Here is a 15,455-nt window from a genome sequence, read left to right as displayed (position 1 = left end):
CCCTTTGTTGAAAGTCGAATATACGGACAAAAGGAATGCCTCCCGAAAATTTGTTGAATCGCTGTCACAACAAGTTTAAGCACTGGGAGGAAAGAGGACACATCTTGCCAATCAGGGCTCGCGGATCATCGCTGCGATCTCGGCGAGGAAGAGTCGGGTTGGCGAGATTAAGCGGGAGGGTTTGGCTCGATGTCATGTTGAACGGCAAAGAACCGCGATTTGGCGGCCGCAAGTTTCAAGGACTATTCTGTATCTGGGACGGCAGCCTCGCAGTTTTCCAGGCATCGCCGCAAGACTCGTGCCCACCGATGCGCCGATGATCCGCGCGAACCACGAAGGGATTTGTAGTCATGGAAGACGTCGTCATTGTATCCGCTGTCCGCACGCCGGTCGGTAAGTTTCAAGGGGCGCTGAGCTCTTTCACCGCCCCTCAACTTGGCGCGATTGCGGTGCGCGAGGCGGTCCGGCGCGCAGGCCTGGCACCATCGCAAATCGACGAGTGCATTATGGGCAACGTGCTTTCAGCGGGTTTAGGGCAGAACCCCGCGCGCCAGTCGGCAATCTTCGGCGGTCTACCCTACGAGGTTGCCGCACTGACCATCAATAAAGTATGCGGATCTGGTCTCAAAGCAGTTGCATTGGCCGCCCAGGCCGTGCAGACCGGGAATGCGGAGATTGTGGTCGCCGGCGGGATGGAGTCGATGACCAACTCCCCTTACCTATTGCCACAAGCCCGTCAGGGCTACAGGCTGGGCAACGGCACACTCGTCGATTCGGTGATCAATGACGGCCTGTGGGACCACTATAACGATCACCACATGGGCATCAGCGCGGAGGCCGTCGCCGAAAAACACTCTATCTCCCGAGAGCGGCAAGACCAATTTGCTTTGGAGTCGCACCGCAAGGCAGCGGCGGCGTGGAAGGAAGGCCGCTTCAACGATGAAGTGACTCCGATAGAGATTCCCGTAAAAAAAGGGCCACCGACGCTGCTGCGAGAAGACGAATCGATCCGCCCTGATGTATCACTTGAATCGCTGGCAGGCCTTCGCCCCGCGTTCAAAAAAGATGGTACTGTCACTGCCGGCAATGCGCCAGGTCTGAACGACGCAGCCGCAGCGGTAATCGTGATGTCGGCGAGCAAAGCAGAGTCTCTCGGGCTTAAGCCGATGGCGCGGATCCGTGCTCAGGCCAGCAGCGGAGTCGATCCAAAGTGGATCATGCTGGCTCCCGTAACCGGGGTCCAGAAACTCCTCGCGAAGACCGGTTGGTCGATCGATGAAGTCGACCTGTTCGAGTTGAACGAGGCATTCGCGGTGCAGGCTCTCGGTGTTACGCATGAACTTGGCCTAGGCCTCGACAAGGTCAATGTCAATGGCGGCGCAGTCGCGATCGGTCACCCCATCGGCGCGAGCGGCGCCCGCGTGCTGGTGACTCTTTTGCATGAAATGATTCGTCGCGACGTCCATCGTGGAGTCGCCGCTCTTTGTCTCGGCGGAGGGAACTCGGTCGCCATGGCAGTCGAGCGATAAATCGACCCGTTGAGTGCATTGCCCATCTGCTCACCGAGCCTCTCTCTCCGCGATTGTCTAAAGATGGTCAAAAGAACGTGGTAGAGAATTCACTTTGAAGAATTAGTCACGTGCATCCGGCGCCAGCAGGATGATCTTCCCACCCCCACCTTTCTCCCCGAGCGCATGGGCTTCGGCCGCATGATGGAGTGGCAGCCGGCGACCTATCGGCAGAACGAACTTGCCATCTCGGAGGTCGTCAGCGAACTCGCGCACTTTGGAGGGATCCGGCTTTGCCTGCACCCGGGTGATCTTGACCGCCGGGTATTGTGCGGCGGCATCTTCAGGAATTGTGGCGCTGTAGCCAAAAGATCCGCCTGGCTTGACCTTCGCGAGCAGTTTCGCCGCGACACCGCCACCGACTGTGTCGGCGACTACATCGACCGGCCGGAATGCCTCGATGGCCTGGTCGTCGTCGATTGCGAGCACGTCGGCGACGCCCAGGGAGCGGGCCTCGGCAAGCTCTTTCCCGCGAACACCGGCAATTACCTGCGCACCTAATTTTTTAGCCGAGTGAACTGCCGCGCGTCCCACGCTGCCCAGAGCGCCGGTAACTAAAACAACCTGTTCTTTCTGCACTTTGGCCGCAAGCCGGACCAGCTGGTCACCAGTCACTGAGATAAGGGGGATGGCGGCCGCGTCAGCCAGATCCAGGCCATCTGGCAGATGGGTCACATCCGAGTCATTGACCGCGACCAAGGTGGCATAAGTCGCGTTGGAGAGTGCGAGAACGCGCTCGCCTGGCTTGAAGTGCTTCACGTTTGCACCAACTGACCGGACGACCCCACTGACGTCGCGCCCAAGGATAGCAGGGAAAGACAACGGAAAATCCTTCTGCCTCATTCCCGAGCGGACTTTCCAGTCGATTGGATTGACACTTGCGGCGGCTGCCGCAATCAGCACCGTATCTCCGCTGACCTGGGGTTCTGGAAACGCCTCTTCGTACGTCAGTTTCTCAGGTCCGCCATATTCGTACAGCACCACTGCTTTCATCGCATACCTCCTCCGCTGGTTTGCGGCCGGCGCATTTCTTTAGTATTGGGTTCAGATGCGCGGAAGGCTGCCTGGGTAGGTTTCGATAGGTATGCGGCTAACGTCATGCAGGAAGTGCTGTCTTCTTAGCGGGAAACACGTCGAAGTCGATGACCACGCAGCTTGTACCATGCACGAGCGAACTGGTCGGCAAATTCTTCCGGCTCCTAGTGGAAGCACCCGAAACCTTCCACCTTCAGGGCGAGATCGGTCGTGAACATCATGGGGCGCGTACTTCATGGGGCGCGTACTTCTTCGACCTGATCTGGGACGCCGTATGCTGCCGGATTCGTTGAACCGCGGAAGGTCGGAAGGCCGACGAAAGGAATTCTTGCAACGAGAGCGGTGATTGCTTGAATGACTTATGCTTGTCTTTATGTGTGATCTAGTCAGGGTGATCGATCGTATCGGACAATCTTCCTGCTGATATTTCATGGAGTCTGAATCGATGAGTTCTAATCTGCTGCAATTGAAGCAAGCAATGCGGGCCACATGGATGGCCGGGGATTTTGGCCAGATCGCGAGATACATGGCGGGAGAAGCCGAAAAGTTCGTTGAACGGATCGGTATCCTCCCTGGGATGAAGCTGCTTGATGTAGCATGCGGAACCGGGAACGTAGCCATCCCGGCCGCCCGGGCGGGCGCTCAGGTCGCGGGTATCGATATCGCACCGAATCTCCTGGAACAAGCACGGCAACGCGCTCTTGCAGCGAATCTGCAAGTGACGTTCGAGGAGGGAGACGCAGAACAGTTGCCCTATTCCGATGAGCACTTCGATGTGGTGACGAGTATGTTCGGGGCCATGTTCGCTCCAAACCCGGAACGGGTCGCGGCCGAGCTTGCTCGAGTCTGTCGTCGTGGTGGAAAGATTGCCATGGCCAACTGGACACCTGAGGGGATGACCGGACAGATGTTTCGCCTTCGCGACCGGTATCTCACTCCGCCCGCTGATATCCCCGTTCCGGTCCTTTGGGGCGATGAAGATATCGTTCGAGATCGGCTAGGAGCTCACGGAGTTCACGTGGAAACTACGCGATACGCCTTCACCAACGAGCTTCCATTTCCCCCGCGCGAGGTCGTTCACTTGTTTCGAGAATACTTCGGACCTACGAAGACGGCGTTCGCGAAATTGGATGCCGCGGCTCAGGCGGCCTATGCCGAAGATCTCGAAAGGTTATGGTCTGAACACAACGAAGACACGACCGGGAAAACAAAAACGAAGAACGAATACCTGCTAGTGATAGGAACGCGCCTGTAGCGCTTGGTTCAATAGGCAAGCCGAACGCCCATTTGGTTCCGCAATAAACCAGTTAGCCGCCAGGTTTGATAGACCACAGGCTTATGGAAAGCAATTTGTCCGTCATTCACGAGGACGGTTAAATCGCCGCTGGGCTGATCCTCTGGGCTCCGGCAAAATGGAGCTTCACTGATTTTGGGCTGGCGCCGGGCGCGACGACGAAGTCGTACTCCAACTGGCGTTGGTTGCCGTAGTAAACCAGGTCGACTCCGGGGTAGACAGCCGAATATCTAACCTTCGCGTAGACCGGTAACTTCGAGAGCCACTTCGCAGGGTCGTTGCCGATGAAGTAGTTTGCCGTCCCCGGCAACAACTCTGAGCCGCTCGCCTGCAGGCTTCGGTTCGCGCCCACGAGGTCCATTCGCAACATGTCGGTTTTGCCGGCTTGGCGGCCTTCGCAAATGCCAGCGGGGTCTTTCCCGCTTGCGTCTTGAAGTCCGGTTGCTGGCTGGAAAGATCGGGCTTAGTCAGCGCCAGCACCGCCTCTTTCTCCGCGAGAAAAAGCGAATAGCCGCTACCGCGGGAGAGAAGCTTGACCTGCGGCGCGCATTGGCCATGGTTAGCTTCGAAGCTAAGTGGAAGCTTGCCATAATCCGCAGCGAAGCCCGGAGAAGACGGCCTTAGCGTGCTCTGGGTTGACGTCGCCGCAGTCGAGCCTGACACCTTCATCTGCCCATGCGCGATCGAGTGGCTGAGCGCAATTCCGCATGCCGCAGTTAACCCCAGGGCCGTCATCGGCCTTGCCCAAGTAGAGCCATGGCGACCAGCCAAGCTCCATCGCTTGCAGGTGCGGAGCGAGGCGGATGGGAGGGGTCTTAACAGGCGGCCCCAGCTGGAGGTCAGGATGAGGGGGAAGCAAGTAGCTAGACAACGCAGAGCGAAAGAGGTATGCGGACGTTCATGGCAGTCCTTATGTCTTCAGCGCCAACCGTTGACGGTACTTGGCGCTTGCCGTATCTTTGAGCGGCTATCAGAACTCTTAGCTGGGGCCGGGCGCATCGCGCTGAAGAGAATATGAGCGTGTGCGTCTAACTCGGCAATCCCACAAAGGTTGTACTTATGGGAAATCAGTGGCCGTTCCATCCAAGTGGCCCGTACCATCTAAAGGTCCGTGAGGAAGTGTGAGGTCGTTAAATGATGGCGTCGCCGTTGAACGACGAGTCTCGCATGGGTACTTCCTCAATCATCCGGCGTCAACCGGCGCCGAACAGCGCATCGCCGGCCTTCCGACCTCCACTCATCGAGCGTAGTTCAGGGAGCAGACGCAACGCTGGCAGGTTGGATTGCTGGCAACCTTCAGGCGGCTTCGAAAAGAGAGGGCAGCATCGGTGTTGATCGCCTCTTCCAGTGGGAGTTGATGGGCATTGCCGACTGAGGGATGAAAGAAGCACGGGCGTACACTCCCGTCCACCTCCATTACGGCAGAGACCCATGGGGCGTTGCAGATTGGGGCTTTCGTCGGTGAACCGTCAATCCGTTCCCGAAAGCGATTTGCGATCCTCCGGAGCTTCGCCTGACTCTCCGTAACAAAGCCGCTTTTGATGTCTTCTTGGTAGGTCTCGATCAGTAGTTCGATCTCGTCCTCGAGCTTCATCAGCTCGGCTCGACTGAGCGCAACCTCCTCCTGGCGTTCCAGCGCCCAGGGCTCCTCTCGGTTAAAAGCAGCCGACGAGACGTCCGCAGCCAGGAAGGAGATACTGTTGAGCCCAAGTGACCTGGCGGCGGAGACCGTCGCTCGCAAATGTGCATAGTTCAGCTTCTGCACGGTAGTTCGGCACGAGATCGGCATCTCGGGGCGGAGCGCGCGCACTGCTAGGATACCCTTCTGGATGACCCTAAAAGCGCCGGAAACATTGCGGATGCGGTCATGGATCTCGGGCGGACCGTCGATCGAAATGATGATGTCGTCAAAGCCCGCTGCAACGATGGCCGCTTTCTTCTGCAGCAGAAGTCCGGTAGTGAGTAAGGTGAGGTGAAGGCCAAGATCGCGAAAAAATGTGCATATTGCCTCCAACTCACGATTGAGCAGTGGCTCACCACCGGTGAGCACAATCTGTCTGACGCCTAGTCTTCGGATTGAATCCCGATGGCGCTCGAGATCGGCGGCATGGAACTCGCGGCCATCTTTTCGCTTCCAGATATCACACATCACACAGCGGCAATTGCACTGACTATGGATATTCAGCAGCAGGATGGGAAGCTCGGTGATCCGCGATCCTTCCAGATGCGCTGATTGAGCTGGCTGAATTTCATACAGTACCGGCATATCGCACTTCCCTTCCGGCAAGCCAGAGGTTGTTCTCGCCGAGCACTCGCTCCGCAGCGGTGATGAGGTCCTGCAGGGGAGATCGAATCCAGCGTTGAAGACCCGCAACCTCAATCAATTCCAGACCCGAGCGGAGGTTGGAGGTCAAGCGCTCGTACATTTCAGCAGACGCCATCTGAACTCGACCTGCGAGTAGCACCAGTTGCACGTCGCGGAAGGAGAGTTCCGACAGCGCGGCGGCGGGCGTGTGATCCCGGTCAGGAATCGCAATGAGATCAGCCACTCCAGATTCCACAATCCGTCCTTGGCCGTCCGCCAAATGAAAGATGTCAGCGGGACCGGTGGTGACCATGTTGTAAATCGGCTTTGGATCGAGGCCCATTTCTGCTGAGAGATAGTGAATCTCGTCCAGCAGGTCGCCTGCCGCGGTAATTGGTGAGTCGCTGCCTAGCGCCACTCGATCGATGGAAGTGAGCAGGCTGGCCGGAATGGTCTTTGCAAAGAGAAAGAGATTCGACGTCGGACAGATGACCAGCGAAGTTCCTCGCTGGTTGATTAGCGCTATTTCGTCGGTCGTGCATGCAAGCCCATGAACGAGAACGGTGCGTTCATCGAGCACCTCCATATGGTCGAGGCGGTAAATTTCCTTCCTGCTTTCTTCATCAAGACCCTCAGCCGCGTGGAGGATGAACGGGTGATCCGTCGGAGTGTCATGAAACTTCGCAGCCAGATCCGGGTCGAATGCGAGCGAGTGCGACCAGCCGAAGCGCGAGAGAACCCGCACCGGAAAATCGGGTTGAGCAAGTTCCTCGTGAAGTGGATTGTGATGGCAAACCGTTGTGACGCCGCACAAAAGATTGCGTATTGCTCCCCACCATAGGTGATCGGACTTCGGAATTTGCCTGTAGAGTTCAATGGGGCCGGCGTGGACCTCATGGATCTCGTGTGCCCACTCGGAAGAGCTCTGGTATGGAGGGCGGCCTGTTGGACGTCCAACTCTGGGAAACAATCCAAACTCGAGATGTTCGTGCGCATTAATCAGGCCAGGAAGAAGGACATAACCCTCCAGATTGAGAGTCGCCGCCGAGCCCTCGGCTCCTTGACTGAGGGACCCAATCCGACCCTCCTCGATAAGAACGGATCCATCTCTCCATCCCAGCGGACCAGTGGCGACCCGCGCATTGACAAGCTGGAGTGTGCGGCTCCCGGGAGCAGGGGTCCCTGCCGGACGTGGTTCACGCTTCTGCAACTTCGCAATATAGATCGCAGCTACTCCAGAAAGTTCTTCAAAGTCCGCAAACTTTCCTGCATCTTCAAAGACAGCCCGCTCGGGCGCTGCAAATGGTGGTTCAATAAGGTCTTCAAGCTCGAAGCCATGAAGCTGAAAGACGGAAACGATCTCATCGATGGATCGGGAATGAGCTGCGATCTCAATCCTCTCCCCATCGGCATGAAAGCTTCGTGTCCAGCCTCGCTCCACTGCTGTCGCCGGATGCATGTCGGAGATAAGCAGCCATCCATGAGGTCGGAGGATGCGAGCGCATTCGCGTGCGAATTGCTGCAGATCGTCGACATAGCTGAGCACAAAAGAAGCCAGAACAATGCTCCTCAAGGCATCGTCTTCCGGTAGCGCGGAGTTCTCATTGAGCTCGAGGGTTGTAGTCGGATGGACTTTTTCGCGCGCGCGCTGCAGCATAGTCGCCGAACAATCGATGCCCTTGAGCGAAGCAGGTCCGAGTGCTTCGAGCCTGGTTAGCCAGCGCCCGGTTCCGCAGCCGACATCCAGCACATCCTGCCCACCGAGAGGTGGCAAGAGCGGAAGGGTGCAGCGCTCTTCAAGCTTCAGCAGCGGGTTCGATTGCGCGTCATAGACCTCTGCCCAACGATCGAAGACACCGGGCCCGCTTTGAATCGAAGAGGCCATCGTCGCTCCAGCGCCTGTACTCATAGGCTCTCCCGCTTAGGCTTTCGCAGAGAGATGAACTGGTTTGCAAGATGAAGCTCAAAAGGAAAGTTGTAGAAATGCAAGGCGTAGCGCCACGCACTGAGAACCTGCAGGAAGATGCGGCTCCAGCGCGGAGCCCGGATATCCTGAACCGTCGGCCAACGCGAACCAACGACAATCTCAAAGTTGTCGATGAGCTTCTTGGTGCGCCGCTTGAGCCATGGAGCATTGGTGTCGATGCGAAGGGTAAAGTTCATCCACTCCTTGGCTGCCCATCCGGCCGGTGAATCTGGAAACGGGACCTCAATCTTGCCATACATCTCGCCACCCGCGTCGTGTGGCTGAGGTGTAGGCGTGTAGTGCTGGATGATGATCTCTGAATCCGGATTGATGCGTTTAATCTTGCGAATGAAGCGCAGTGTCTCGCGTGTATCTCGATCCGGATCATTAGGATTGCCAATGACAAAGGAGAATTCCGGAATGATGCCGAACTGGCGGGTTCGCCGGGCAATCTCGAGGGTCTGTTGGGTAGTGATGCCTTTTTGCATCTCCTCGAGAACCCAGTCGGATCCGGATTCCGCACCGAAAAATATCATCGCGCAGCCAGCCCGCTTGATCGCCGCAAAGGTTTCGTCCGAGTAGCGGGACATGATGTCGACGCGGGCTTCGCACCACCAACGGAGATTCAAGTGCGCCATGCGATCACAGAGCTCTCGAGCGTGATCCTCGCGCAGGAAAAAATTCATGTCGTAGAACTGAACCGAGTCTGCTCCGTAGCACTCGACGAGATGAGTCAAGATGGCGACTGTGCGCTCCGGGGACTCCATCTTCTCTTTATTGCCATAAGCCGCATGAACACCACAGAAGCTACAGTTGAACGGACAACCAATGCTCGCATGATGAACGGCAGTGCGCTTTCCGAAGAAGGATGGACCTAGGTATTTTTCGACGGGCAGACGGTGAAACGGCGACCATGGAAACTCATCTGGTCCTTTCATTGGCCGCTCCCCATTGTCGTGGCGCAGTCCGAACATATCTTTGTAGGAAAGACCCTTTACGGAATCAAGCGATCGATTCCCTCGTAGCGCGTCAAGGAGTTCCAACAGAGTATCCTCACCCTGTCCGCGAACAACAAAGTCCACGTAGCGTGCATTCAGCGCAGCATCCGGGTAGATAGATGGGAAGTAGCCGCCCCAGCAGATAGGGACGTGCGGGTGAAGACGGCGAATCTCTCGAGAGGTCTCCATGGCCGCCACCATCTGCGGACCGGGCATTGCGGAGACCCCCAGCAGCTCAATCTTATGCCGCGCGATCAGTTCCAGAATGCGGGCGGTCGGATCGTCTTCAAGATTCCCGTCGACGATCTCGTATTGCTCCTTGCCTTCGAGCGCGGCAGCAAGAGCGAGGACGGCAAGCGGCAACCGTCGGCTGCGAGGCCGGGTAGCACGCGGATGATAGAGGATGATCACGCGCTCACCTGCCCGGCACAGCTAACTCCGTAAACTCGGCTTACATAGTTCCGTTCAAATGCAAATACGTTTTGTGAATGATGCCGGCGACTTGGAGTGAGACGTCCAAGGCTGGAGATTTGGTCAGGCATGTGCATTGTCATGGTCATCCGGATACCCTCTCGAAGCAGAGCAGCACGTGGTCGCCCGTGCTCCGGAGAATTGGCAGGCGCGCAACAAGTCCTTCTAGGCGGCGGAGAAAGCGAAAGACGTCAGGATGCCGGCGAGCCCATCGTTCAAGATATGACGGCGGCACAGCCACACCAACTCCGGTATAGGAGTAGAGACTAAAATAGGGCGCAAACGATCGGCGTATCTGACGAATGGTGGGATAGTAAACCGTGAACTGCACATCGTCGAGCGTCACCCGGGTGTGGCCTTTGCAACGTCTGAACGCTTTGCGCCACTGTCCGAGAACGAGGTAGTGCAAGATTTCAATGAGACAGAAGCGTGTCGAAAAGCATAGAACCAGTCGCCCATCGCGTTTGACTAAATGCGACAGCGAGCTTGCGACCTCGCTGAGATCGGCAACGCAGTTCAACCCGGAGAAGTTCGAAAAGGCGCCATCGAATTGGGTCTTTGGCTGAAGTTCTCTAAGTCGCTCTATCGGTAATTCACAGAAGACCGCGGGCAGCTGAGATGAAATGTGCCGGAGGCGCTGCTCGGCCCTTGCGATCATTTGTCTGGAAGCATCACAGGCAAAGACGGAAATGCCTTTGCCGGCCAGGAAGATGGCATCTTCGCCAGTGCCACAATTGAGCTCGAGAACGTGATCGTGCTCTCGGAAGGTCTTGGTGAGCACCTTCCACACCGAATCACGTTGCGCTCGTCCAATCAGAGAGTCAGTAAATATTTGATCGTAGTCCTCTGCGATCCGGTCGAAGGCTGAGCCGCTGGCAGTTCTGGGATAATCCGCGAGCGGAAAAGCCGTGCTTTCCGCGCTCATGCTTCCACCTCGCTCTGGGTGGCGAGCAGACCTTCCCGGGAGGCCCGGATGTTCACCTCGAGCTCCTGGAGAAGTGCGGAGTTACCGGCACCGCTCTCTCGCAGCTTTGCCAATTGCACTTCATCGCGCAGGAGTCTATCGGCATGCGCGTAATAAGCCCGCGAATGACGCCCGGCGATCTTGATCTCGCGATCAGAGGTCTGGGCCCAGGGCTTCAGCTGGACCAGCTTGCTCTGCACCTGCTGATAGTAAGGAGTGCCTTTAATCGGATAGGAGACAGTGGTGAAGAAGATGTCAGGCTTGGCCTTGCTGACATGACGGACGGTGGCCTCAATGTCTTCCATCTCCTCTCCTTCGTATCCCCACATCAGAAACATCCCGCTTTCGATCTTCCGCGCGCGGCTCATCTCGACAGCTCGCTGTACTTGCTCTACCTTCACACCGCGATCCATGGAATCGAGCAATCGCTGCGAACCACTCTCTGAGCCGATCCAGATACGGAAGCAACCGAGTTCAGCGAGCAGGTCCAGCATCTCTTCGTTGAGCCGGTCCGCGCGCGAGATGCACTCGAACGGGATGTGCAGGCTACGCCGGCGCATCTCCGCGGCATACTTGCGGATCCAGTCATGGTTGATGGTGAATACATCGTCAGACACCCAGGCGATGTCCGGCGTGTACTCGGTCAACAGCCACTCCAGCTCATCGACAACCTTGATGGGATTGCGACGACGATGTGTCTGGCCATAGACTTGATGGCTGCACCAGCGACATTTATAAGGGCACCCGCGCGCGGTAATAAAGTTGACTGAGCCTTGTCGATGGTGAGTTCGCCATGTATCGACGTAGCGATGCAGGTCGATGGCCTGACGGGCAGGCCACGGTTGGGCGTCAAGATCAGCGATTTGCGTACGCGGCGGATTCTGATGAAAGATCCCTTCTTCATCGAGATACGCTGTACCAGCGATCTTTGACTTCCAATCCCCGCCGGACTTGTCAGAGCCATCGCGCAGGGCTGTCAGTAGCTCTTGCATCGTGGACTCGCCTTCACCAAAGACGACAAATTCTGCGCCTGACTCCAGAAACTCCTGCGCATATGCACCGGGCTCGGGCCCACCAACGATGACGCGCCAGCCGGCTTCGCGAGCGACGCGGATAATTTCTACCACGTTGCCGCGTGTCATCAGATTTGCGTAGATTCCAAGCACGGATGGCTTCTCACTCTGCAAGTGATTGAAGAGGGACTCACGGCTTGAAAAAGTCGTATCAAAGACCTCCACGTCAAAACCCTGCTGGCGCAAGTGGGAGCAGAGATAGAGAATTCCAAGAGGCGCATACGGCTTCATGATCTGCACCTCTTTGGGGTCTTCGTAGAGAAAGTAACCGTGTGTAAGCAGCAGAGATGGCATTAGAATCTTTTCCTCCCCGCGGTCTCTTCAAGCGTCCCAAGCGCGTTTTGCATGCTACTGTGAGAAAACCCTGGCGTCAGAGAGCGTAGATTTCTATTTGGGTACAGAAGCTCCATCTCGAGCCATCTCTCGACGTCAAAGCTGAGGTCTTCCTCATAGAAGTTCTCGTCAGGCCCATTGCAGGGTAAGTGGTATGAGTGAGTCAGCTGTAACTCAGTCATTGGCCAACCTCCGCGGGAAAATATTTCAGCAAACATTTGTTTGCTCCGCGGGCAATGCCTGGCCCGTGACAAGAGAACGGCGCTTAACGATGTGCTCGGTGAGTTGCGCGACCCACATCTCCCAAGGAAAAGAAAGGAAGCTGGAGTCCAGACGCCATCGAATTGAGGCCTGGACAAGGAGGCTGGTAAGCTTTCGAATGAGCGAAGTCTTCTGCGAGCGTCGAATCTGATTCAGCAATAGGAAATAAGCGAGCATCCGATCGAGACGCGCCAGCTCGCGGCCTTTCAGCCAACGCAACAGGTTGGCTCCGAGTGGCATCGTCATCCATTCCTCAAGCGTCTGCGGTTCGACAACACCGAGTTCCCGAAGCTGAGGCCAGATCGGAATACCGGGGTAGGGTGTGAAGATGTTCGGAGAGAAGCGAACATTGCTGAACTGGCGGCCGATGTCGCTCATGGTCCTGAAGGTGATGAGCCTGTCGGCCTCGGTTTCACCCGGATAGCCAAGGATCAGGTTGAAGGTGACGCGGATACCGGCGAGGTTAGCTTTGCGTGCAGTCTCATACATCTCGTCGACGCGCTGGTGGCGCTTGTTCATCATCTTCAAAACCGCCGGTGACGTCGATTCGGTGCCGAAGCCCATGTAGCTTACGCCGCTGTCGGCCAGCAACTGAACCTCTTCCTGGCTCATGCGGCAGATGAAGTCTGTGGATGCCTGGAAGGTCCAGGTGAACTTCACGCCGGAGTCGCGTATGCCTCTGGCAATGGCGATTGCCCGCTTCAAATCGACGGGAAAGTTCGAGTCGAGAAGGGCTACGTTGGTAACGCGATAGCGCTCAACGAGGTTAACGAGCTCAGCGACCACATGTTCGGCCGAGTACGCGTTAAAACGGCGTTTGTACACCACCATATCGGTGCAATAGTTACAGGCATAGGGACAACCAATGCTCGTCGCGTAGGCCAACTCGCGCTTGCCCGCGACCCGCTCATATGCATCGAAGTCGGTCAGGTCGTAGGCAGGGGGAGGAAACGTGTCGACGGGCTGAACGCGCCGTTCGAAGTTCTGTATGAGGCGCCCCTGCTTCTTCCAGGAGATACCCGCGATCAGGTCCAGGGGCTGCTGGGCAGCGAGTGCGGTGGCGAGTTCAACTATAGTAATCTCCCCTTGTCCGCGCACCACAACATCCACGTACGGCTCACGCAGAGTCGACTCGGGACAGAGCGTGGGGTGCCATCCACCAAAGACGATGCAGACTCCACGAGCGTGGCTCTTGACAAAGGAGGCCGCGTCGATGGCTCCACGGATCATGGGACCCGTGAGAACGGAGATGCCGATGCAGAGCGCCGACTGGCACTCCTCGGCGATGCGCTCCAGATATCGCGGCTCAATCGCAGCGTCGATCAGCACGACGTCGAAGTTGGCTGCGCGGAGCGTGCCCGCCAACGACAACAACGAGAGTGGGGCGCCAAGCGGAGGTCCGTCGTATGGCGGGTAGAAGAGTACTACCTTGCCTCGTGTCAGCAAGCTGCCTCCGCTGGTGTGTTGGCCAGCCTCTTGGCGTCAACCGCGGGCTTGCTCGAAGCCATCCGCTTCTTCAGCTTATTGTTAAGCCATATCTCGACGGGATACCTGTAAACATCGTGGTCCAGACGCCAGCGGGCCGGCAACGAGATCGACTTCTGAACGATTCTGGTAATCGGACCGCGGGTATCGGTCGCAATGGGAATCCTGTCGAAGGCGATGCGAAGGTAATCGCGCGTGACCTGCAGCTCTTCATGGTCACGCCCCTTCAGCCAAGGAAGCTGTGTATAACGAGGAAAGAAGTCGGCCCAGCCCTCAAGGCTCTTAGGTGGCTCAATGCCCAATTCGGCGCATTTCTGGAAGATGGGCGAGCCAGGATATGGAGTGAAAATGTTGGTCCAGAATTCGGCTCCAGGAAAGCGCCGGCAGACGTCCATCATGAAGCTGACTGTCTCCCTGCGTTCCTTCGGGCCTTCACCAGGGAATGCAAAGATGATATTGAAAGACGGCCGTATATCGGCGGCGAGGCAGCGAGCGGCGCTCTCGTAGATCTGATCGAAATCCTGAAAGGTCTTGTTCATCAACTGCAGAATCTTGGGAGATCCTGAGTCGACACCCTGGCATATCTGGTGAAGGCCCGCACGCCGCATCAGCTTGAGATCCTCTGGCGTGAGCCGCGCGACCATGTTGGTTGTCGCCTGTATGCTCCATTTGAACTGCGACCCTGCGCGCACTAGCCCTTCCGCGATGCCGCGGGCGCGGTCGAGATCGACCATGAAGTTGTCGTCGACCACCCAGAGCATTTCGAGACGATATCGCCTCGTTAGATCGACGGTCTCTTCAACGAACTGCTCGGGCGGCAAAGCGTTCCACTTGCGTCCATAGACGCCTGCGTTGGTGCAATACGCACAGTTAAACGGGCATGCCAGGCTGGAGGTGTACATGGCCCACCTTTTGCCGCAACCACGCTCATAGGCATCGAAGTCTGCTATGTGATACGCCTTTGGAGGCATGTCTACCAAAGGCTTAAGTGGCCGTTCCGGAGTAAGGATGAGCTTGCCGCCGCGCTTGAAGCCGATGCCCGGGATGAGATCCGGCGCGGCCTTCGTTTCGAGATGCTGGACCAATTCGAGCAGCGCATCTTCACCCTGTCCGCGCACGATGTAATCGACGCAATCGGCTTGCAGTGTCTGGTCGGGAAGCAGGGATGGATGCCATCCGCCGAGGATGATGGGGAAGTCCGGATTCCACTCTTTGACTGCTCGCGCAATCTCAACTGTCTCCCGAATCATAGGTCCGGTGACAAGCGAGATGCCGAGGCAAACGGCATCCCGGACCTCTTGAAGCACCCGTTTCTTGTAGTCTGGCGTGATCGTCGAATCGATAAGGGTAATCTGATATCCGGCCCGGATCAGGGGTGTGGCTACGGCCAAAACACCGAGTGGGGCTGTCGCCTCAGAACTCGCAAACGATGGAAAGAAAAACACCACCTTCTTAGATGGACTAGTAGATTTCGGCATTTGTAGTCAGCACACCCTCACTAAGAGATTGCCTCGCGGGGCGCCGCGGGGTGTCAAGCTACCGTCACAAGATTGTCATCGGATTGTGTCGATCGCTGGCTGGATCGGCAAGGAGCTCCAAAAAATGAGAGGTTCATTGAGCGGCGGGAGACAATAGCAGCGGTGGAACGGGCAATCACTTCTACGCCTTCCGCAGCGATCTTGCAGCCGCCGTCTCAATGTGG

The 15,455-nt window shown here is 57.1% G+C and carries 11 protein-coding genes; 2 read left to right on the top strand and 9 right to left on the bottom strand.

Annotated features, from left to right (window positions below):
- The first annotated feature begins 350 nt into the window (after positions 1-350).
- Positions 351-1,529 carry an acetyl-CoA C-acetyltransferase gene (locus ACPOL_RS17110; protein ID WP_114208127.1) on the top strand — a complete coding sequence of 393 codons (1,179 nt, stop codon included), beginning with the start codon at positions 351-353 and terminating at the stop codon, positions 1,527-1,529.
- A 102-nt stretch (positions 1,530-1,631) separates the two neighbouring features.
- Here ACPOL_RS17110 and ACPOL_RS17105 read toward each other — a convergent pair whose 3' ends face one another.
- Positions 1,632-2,561 carry an NADP-dependent oxidoreductase gene (locus ACPOL_RS17105; RefSeq protein WP_114208126.1) on the bottom strand — a complete coding sequence of 310 codons (930 nt, stop codon included), beginning with the start codon at positions 2,559-2,561 and terminating at the stop codon, positions 1,632-1,634.
- 487 nt (positions 2,562-3,048) lie between these two features.
- Between ACPOL_RS17105 and ACPOL_RS17095 the strand changes: the two genes are divergently transcribed.
- Entirely contained in the window at positions 3,049-3,858 is an 810-nt protein-coding gene (locus ACPOL_RS17095; RefSeq protein ID WP_201758868.1) for a class I SAM-dependent methyltransferase, read from the top strand.
- A 118-nt stretch (positions 3,859-3,976) separates the two neighbouring features.
- Here ACPOL_RS17095 and ACPOL_RS17090 read toward each other — a convergent pair whose 3' ends face one another.
- The 8 genes from ACPOL_RS17090 to ACPOL_RS17040 form a co-directional block, all read right to left on the bottom strand.
- Positions 3,977-4,267 carry a DUF7948 domain-containing protein gene (locus ACPOL_RS17090; RefSeq protein WP_114208123.1) on the bottom strand — a complete coding sequence of 97 codons (291 nt, stop codon included), beginning with the start codon at positions 4,265-4,267 and terminating at the stop codon, positions 3,977-3,979.
- An 867-nt stretch (positions 4,268-5,134) separates the two neighbouring features.
- The gene (locus tag ACPOL_RS17075; protein ID WP_114208120.1) at positions 5,135-6,163 is read right to left on the bottom strand and encodes a radical SAM protein; all 1,029 of its coding nucleotides are present in this window, start codon (positions 6,161-6,163) and stop codon (positions 5,135-5,137) included.
- A complete protein-coding gene (locus ACPOL_RS17070) occupies positions 6,147-8,111 on the bottom strand; it encodes an amidohydrolase family protein (protein ID WP_114208119.1) in 1,965 nt (654 codons plus the stop codon). Before ACPOL_RS17070 ends, ACPOL_RS17075 begins: the two co-directional genes overlap by 17 nt.
- Complete coding sequence (locus ACPOL_RS17065; RefSeq protein WP_114208118.1) at positions 8,108-9,577, bottom strand: B12-binding domain-containing radical SAM protein; 1,470 nt, start codon at positions 9,575-9,577, stop codon at positions 8,108-8,110. The genes ACPOL_RS17070 and ACPOL_RS17065 overlap by 4 nt, the downstream gene beginning before the upstream one ends.
- Positions 9,578-9,722: 145 nt before the next feature.
- Complete coding sequence (locus tag ACPOL_RS17060) at positions 9,723-10,562, bottom strand: class I SAM-dependent DNA methyltransferase (protein ID WP_114208117.1); 840 nt, start codon at positions 10,560-10,562, stop codon at positions 9,723-9,725.
- Entirely contained in the window at positions 10,559-11,968 is a 1,410-nt protein-coding gene (locus ACPOL_RS17055) for a B12-binding domain-containing radical SAM protein (RefSeq protein WP_114208116.1), read from the bottom strand. Before ACPOL_RS17055 ends, ACPOL_RS17060 begins: the two co-directional genes overlap by 4 nt.
- Positions 11,969-12,214: 246 nt before the next feature.
- Complete coding sequence (locus tag ACPOL_RS17045; RefSeq protein ID WP_114208114.1) at positions 12,215-13,714, bottom strand: B12-binding domain-containing radical SAM protein; 1,500 nt, start codon at positions 13,712-13,714, stop codon at positions 12,215-12,217.
- Positions 13,708-15,231, bottom strand: coding sequence for a B12-binding domain-containing radical SAM protein (locus tag ACPOL_RS17040; protein WP_114208113.1), 1,524 nt, complete (start codon positions 15,229-15,231; stop codon positions 13,708-13,710). Before ACPOL_RS17040 ends, ACPOL_RS17045 begins: the two co-directional genes overlap by 7 nt.
- Positions 15,232-15,455: the final 224 nt, after the last annotated feature.

It is taken from the genome of Acidisarcina polymorpha, assembly GCF_003330725.1.
GTDB lineage: Bacteria > Acidobacteriota > Terriglobia > Terriglobales > Acidobacteriaceae > Acidisarcina > Acidisarcina polymorpha.
Note: the sequence above shows the minus strand (reverse complement) of the source record. Positions and strands in the feature narration are given on the sequence as shown.

Bases quoted from the DNA above. Each gene is read 5' to 3' on its own strand.
- ACPOL_RS17110 (WP_114208127.1), top strand. From the start codon at position 351: ATGGAAGACGTCGTCATTGTATCCGCTGTCCGCACGCCGGTCGGTAAG.
- ACPOL_RS17105 (WP_114208126.1), bottom strand. From the start codon at position 2,561: ATGAAAGCAGTGGTGCTGTACGAATATGGCGGACCTGAGAAACTGACG.
- ACPOL_RS17095 (WP_201758868.1), top strand. From the start codon at position 3,049: ATGAGTTCTAATCTGCTGCAATTGAAGCAAGCAATGCGGGCCACATGG.
- ACPOL_RS17090 (WP_114208123.1), bottom strand. From the start codon at position 4,267: ATGTTGCGAATGGACCTCGTGGGCGCGAACCGAAGCCTGCAGGCGAGC.
- ACPOL_RS17075 (WP_114208120.1), bottom strand. From the start codon at position 6,163: ATGCCGGTACTGTATGAAATTCAGCCAGCTCAATCAGCGCATCTGGAA.
- ACPOL_RS17070 (WP_114208119.1), bottom strand. From the start codon at position 8,111: ATGAGTACAGGCGCTGGAGCGACGATGGCCTCTTCGATTCAAAGCGGG.
- ACPOL_RS17060 (WP_114208117.1), bottom strand. From the start codon at position 10,562: ATGAGCGCGGAAAGCACGGCTTTTCCGCTCGCGGATTATCCCAGAACT.
- ACPOL_RS17055 (WP_114208116.1), bottom strand. From the start codon at position 11,968: ATGCCATCTCTGCTGCTTACACACGGTTACTTTCTCTACGAAGACCCC.
- ACPOL_RS17040 (WP_114208113.1), bottom strand. From the start codon at position 15,231: ATGCCGAAATCTACTAGTCCATCTAAGAAGGTGGTGTTTTTCTTTCCA.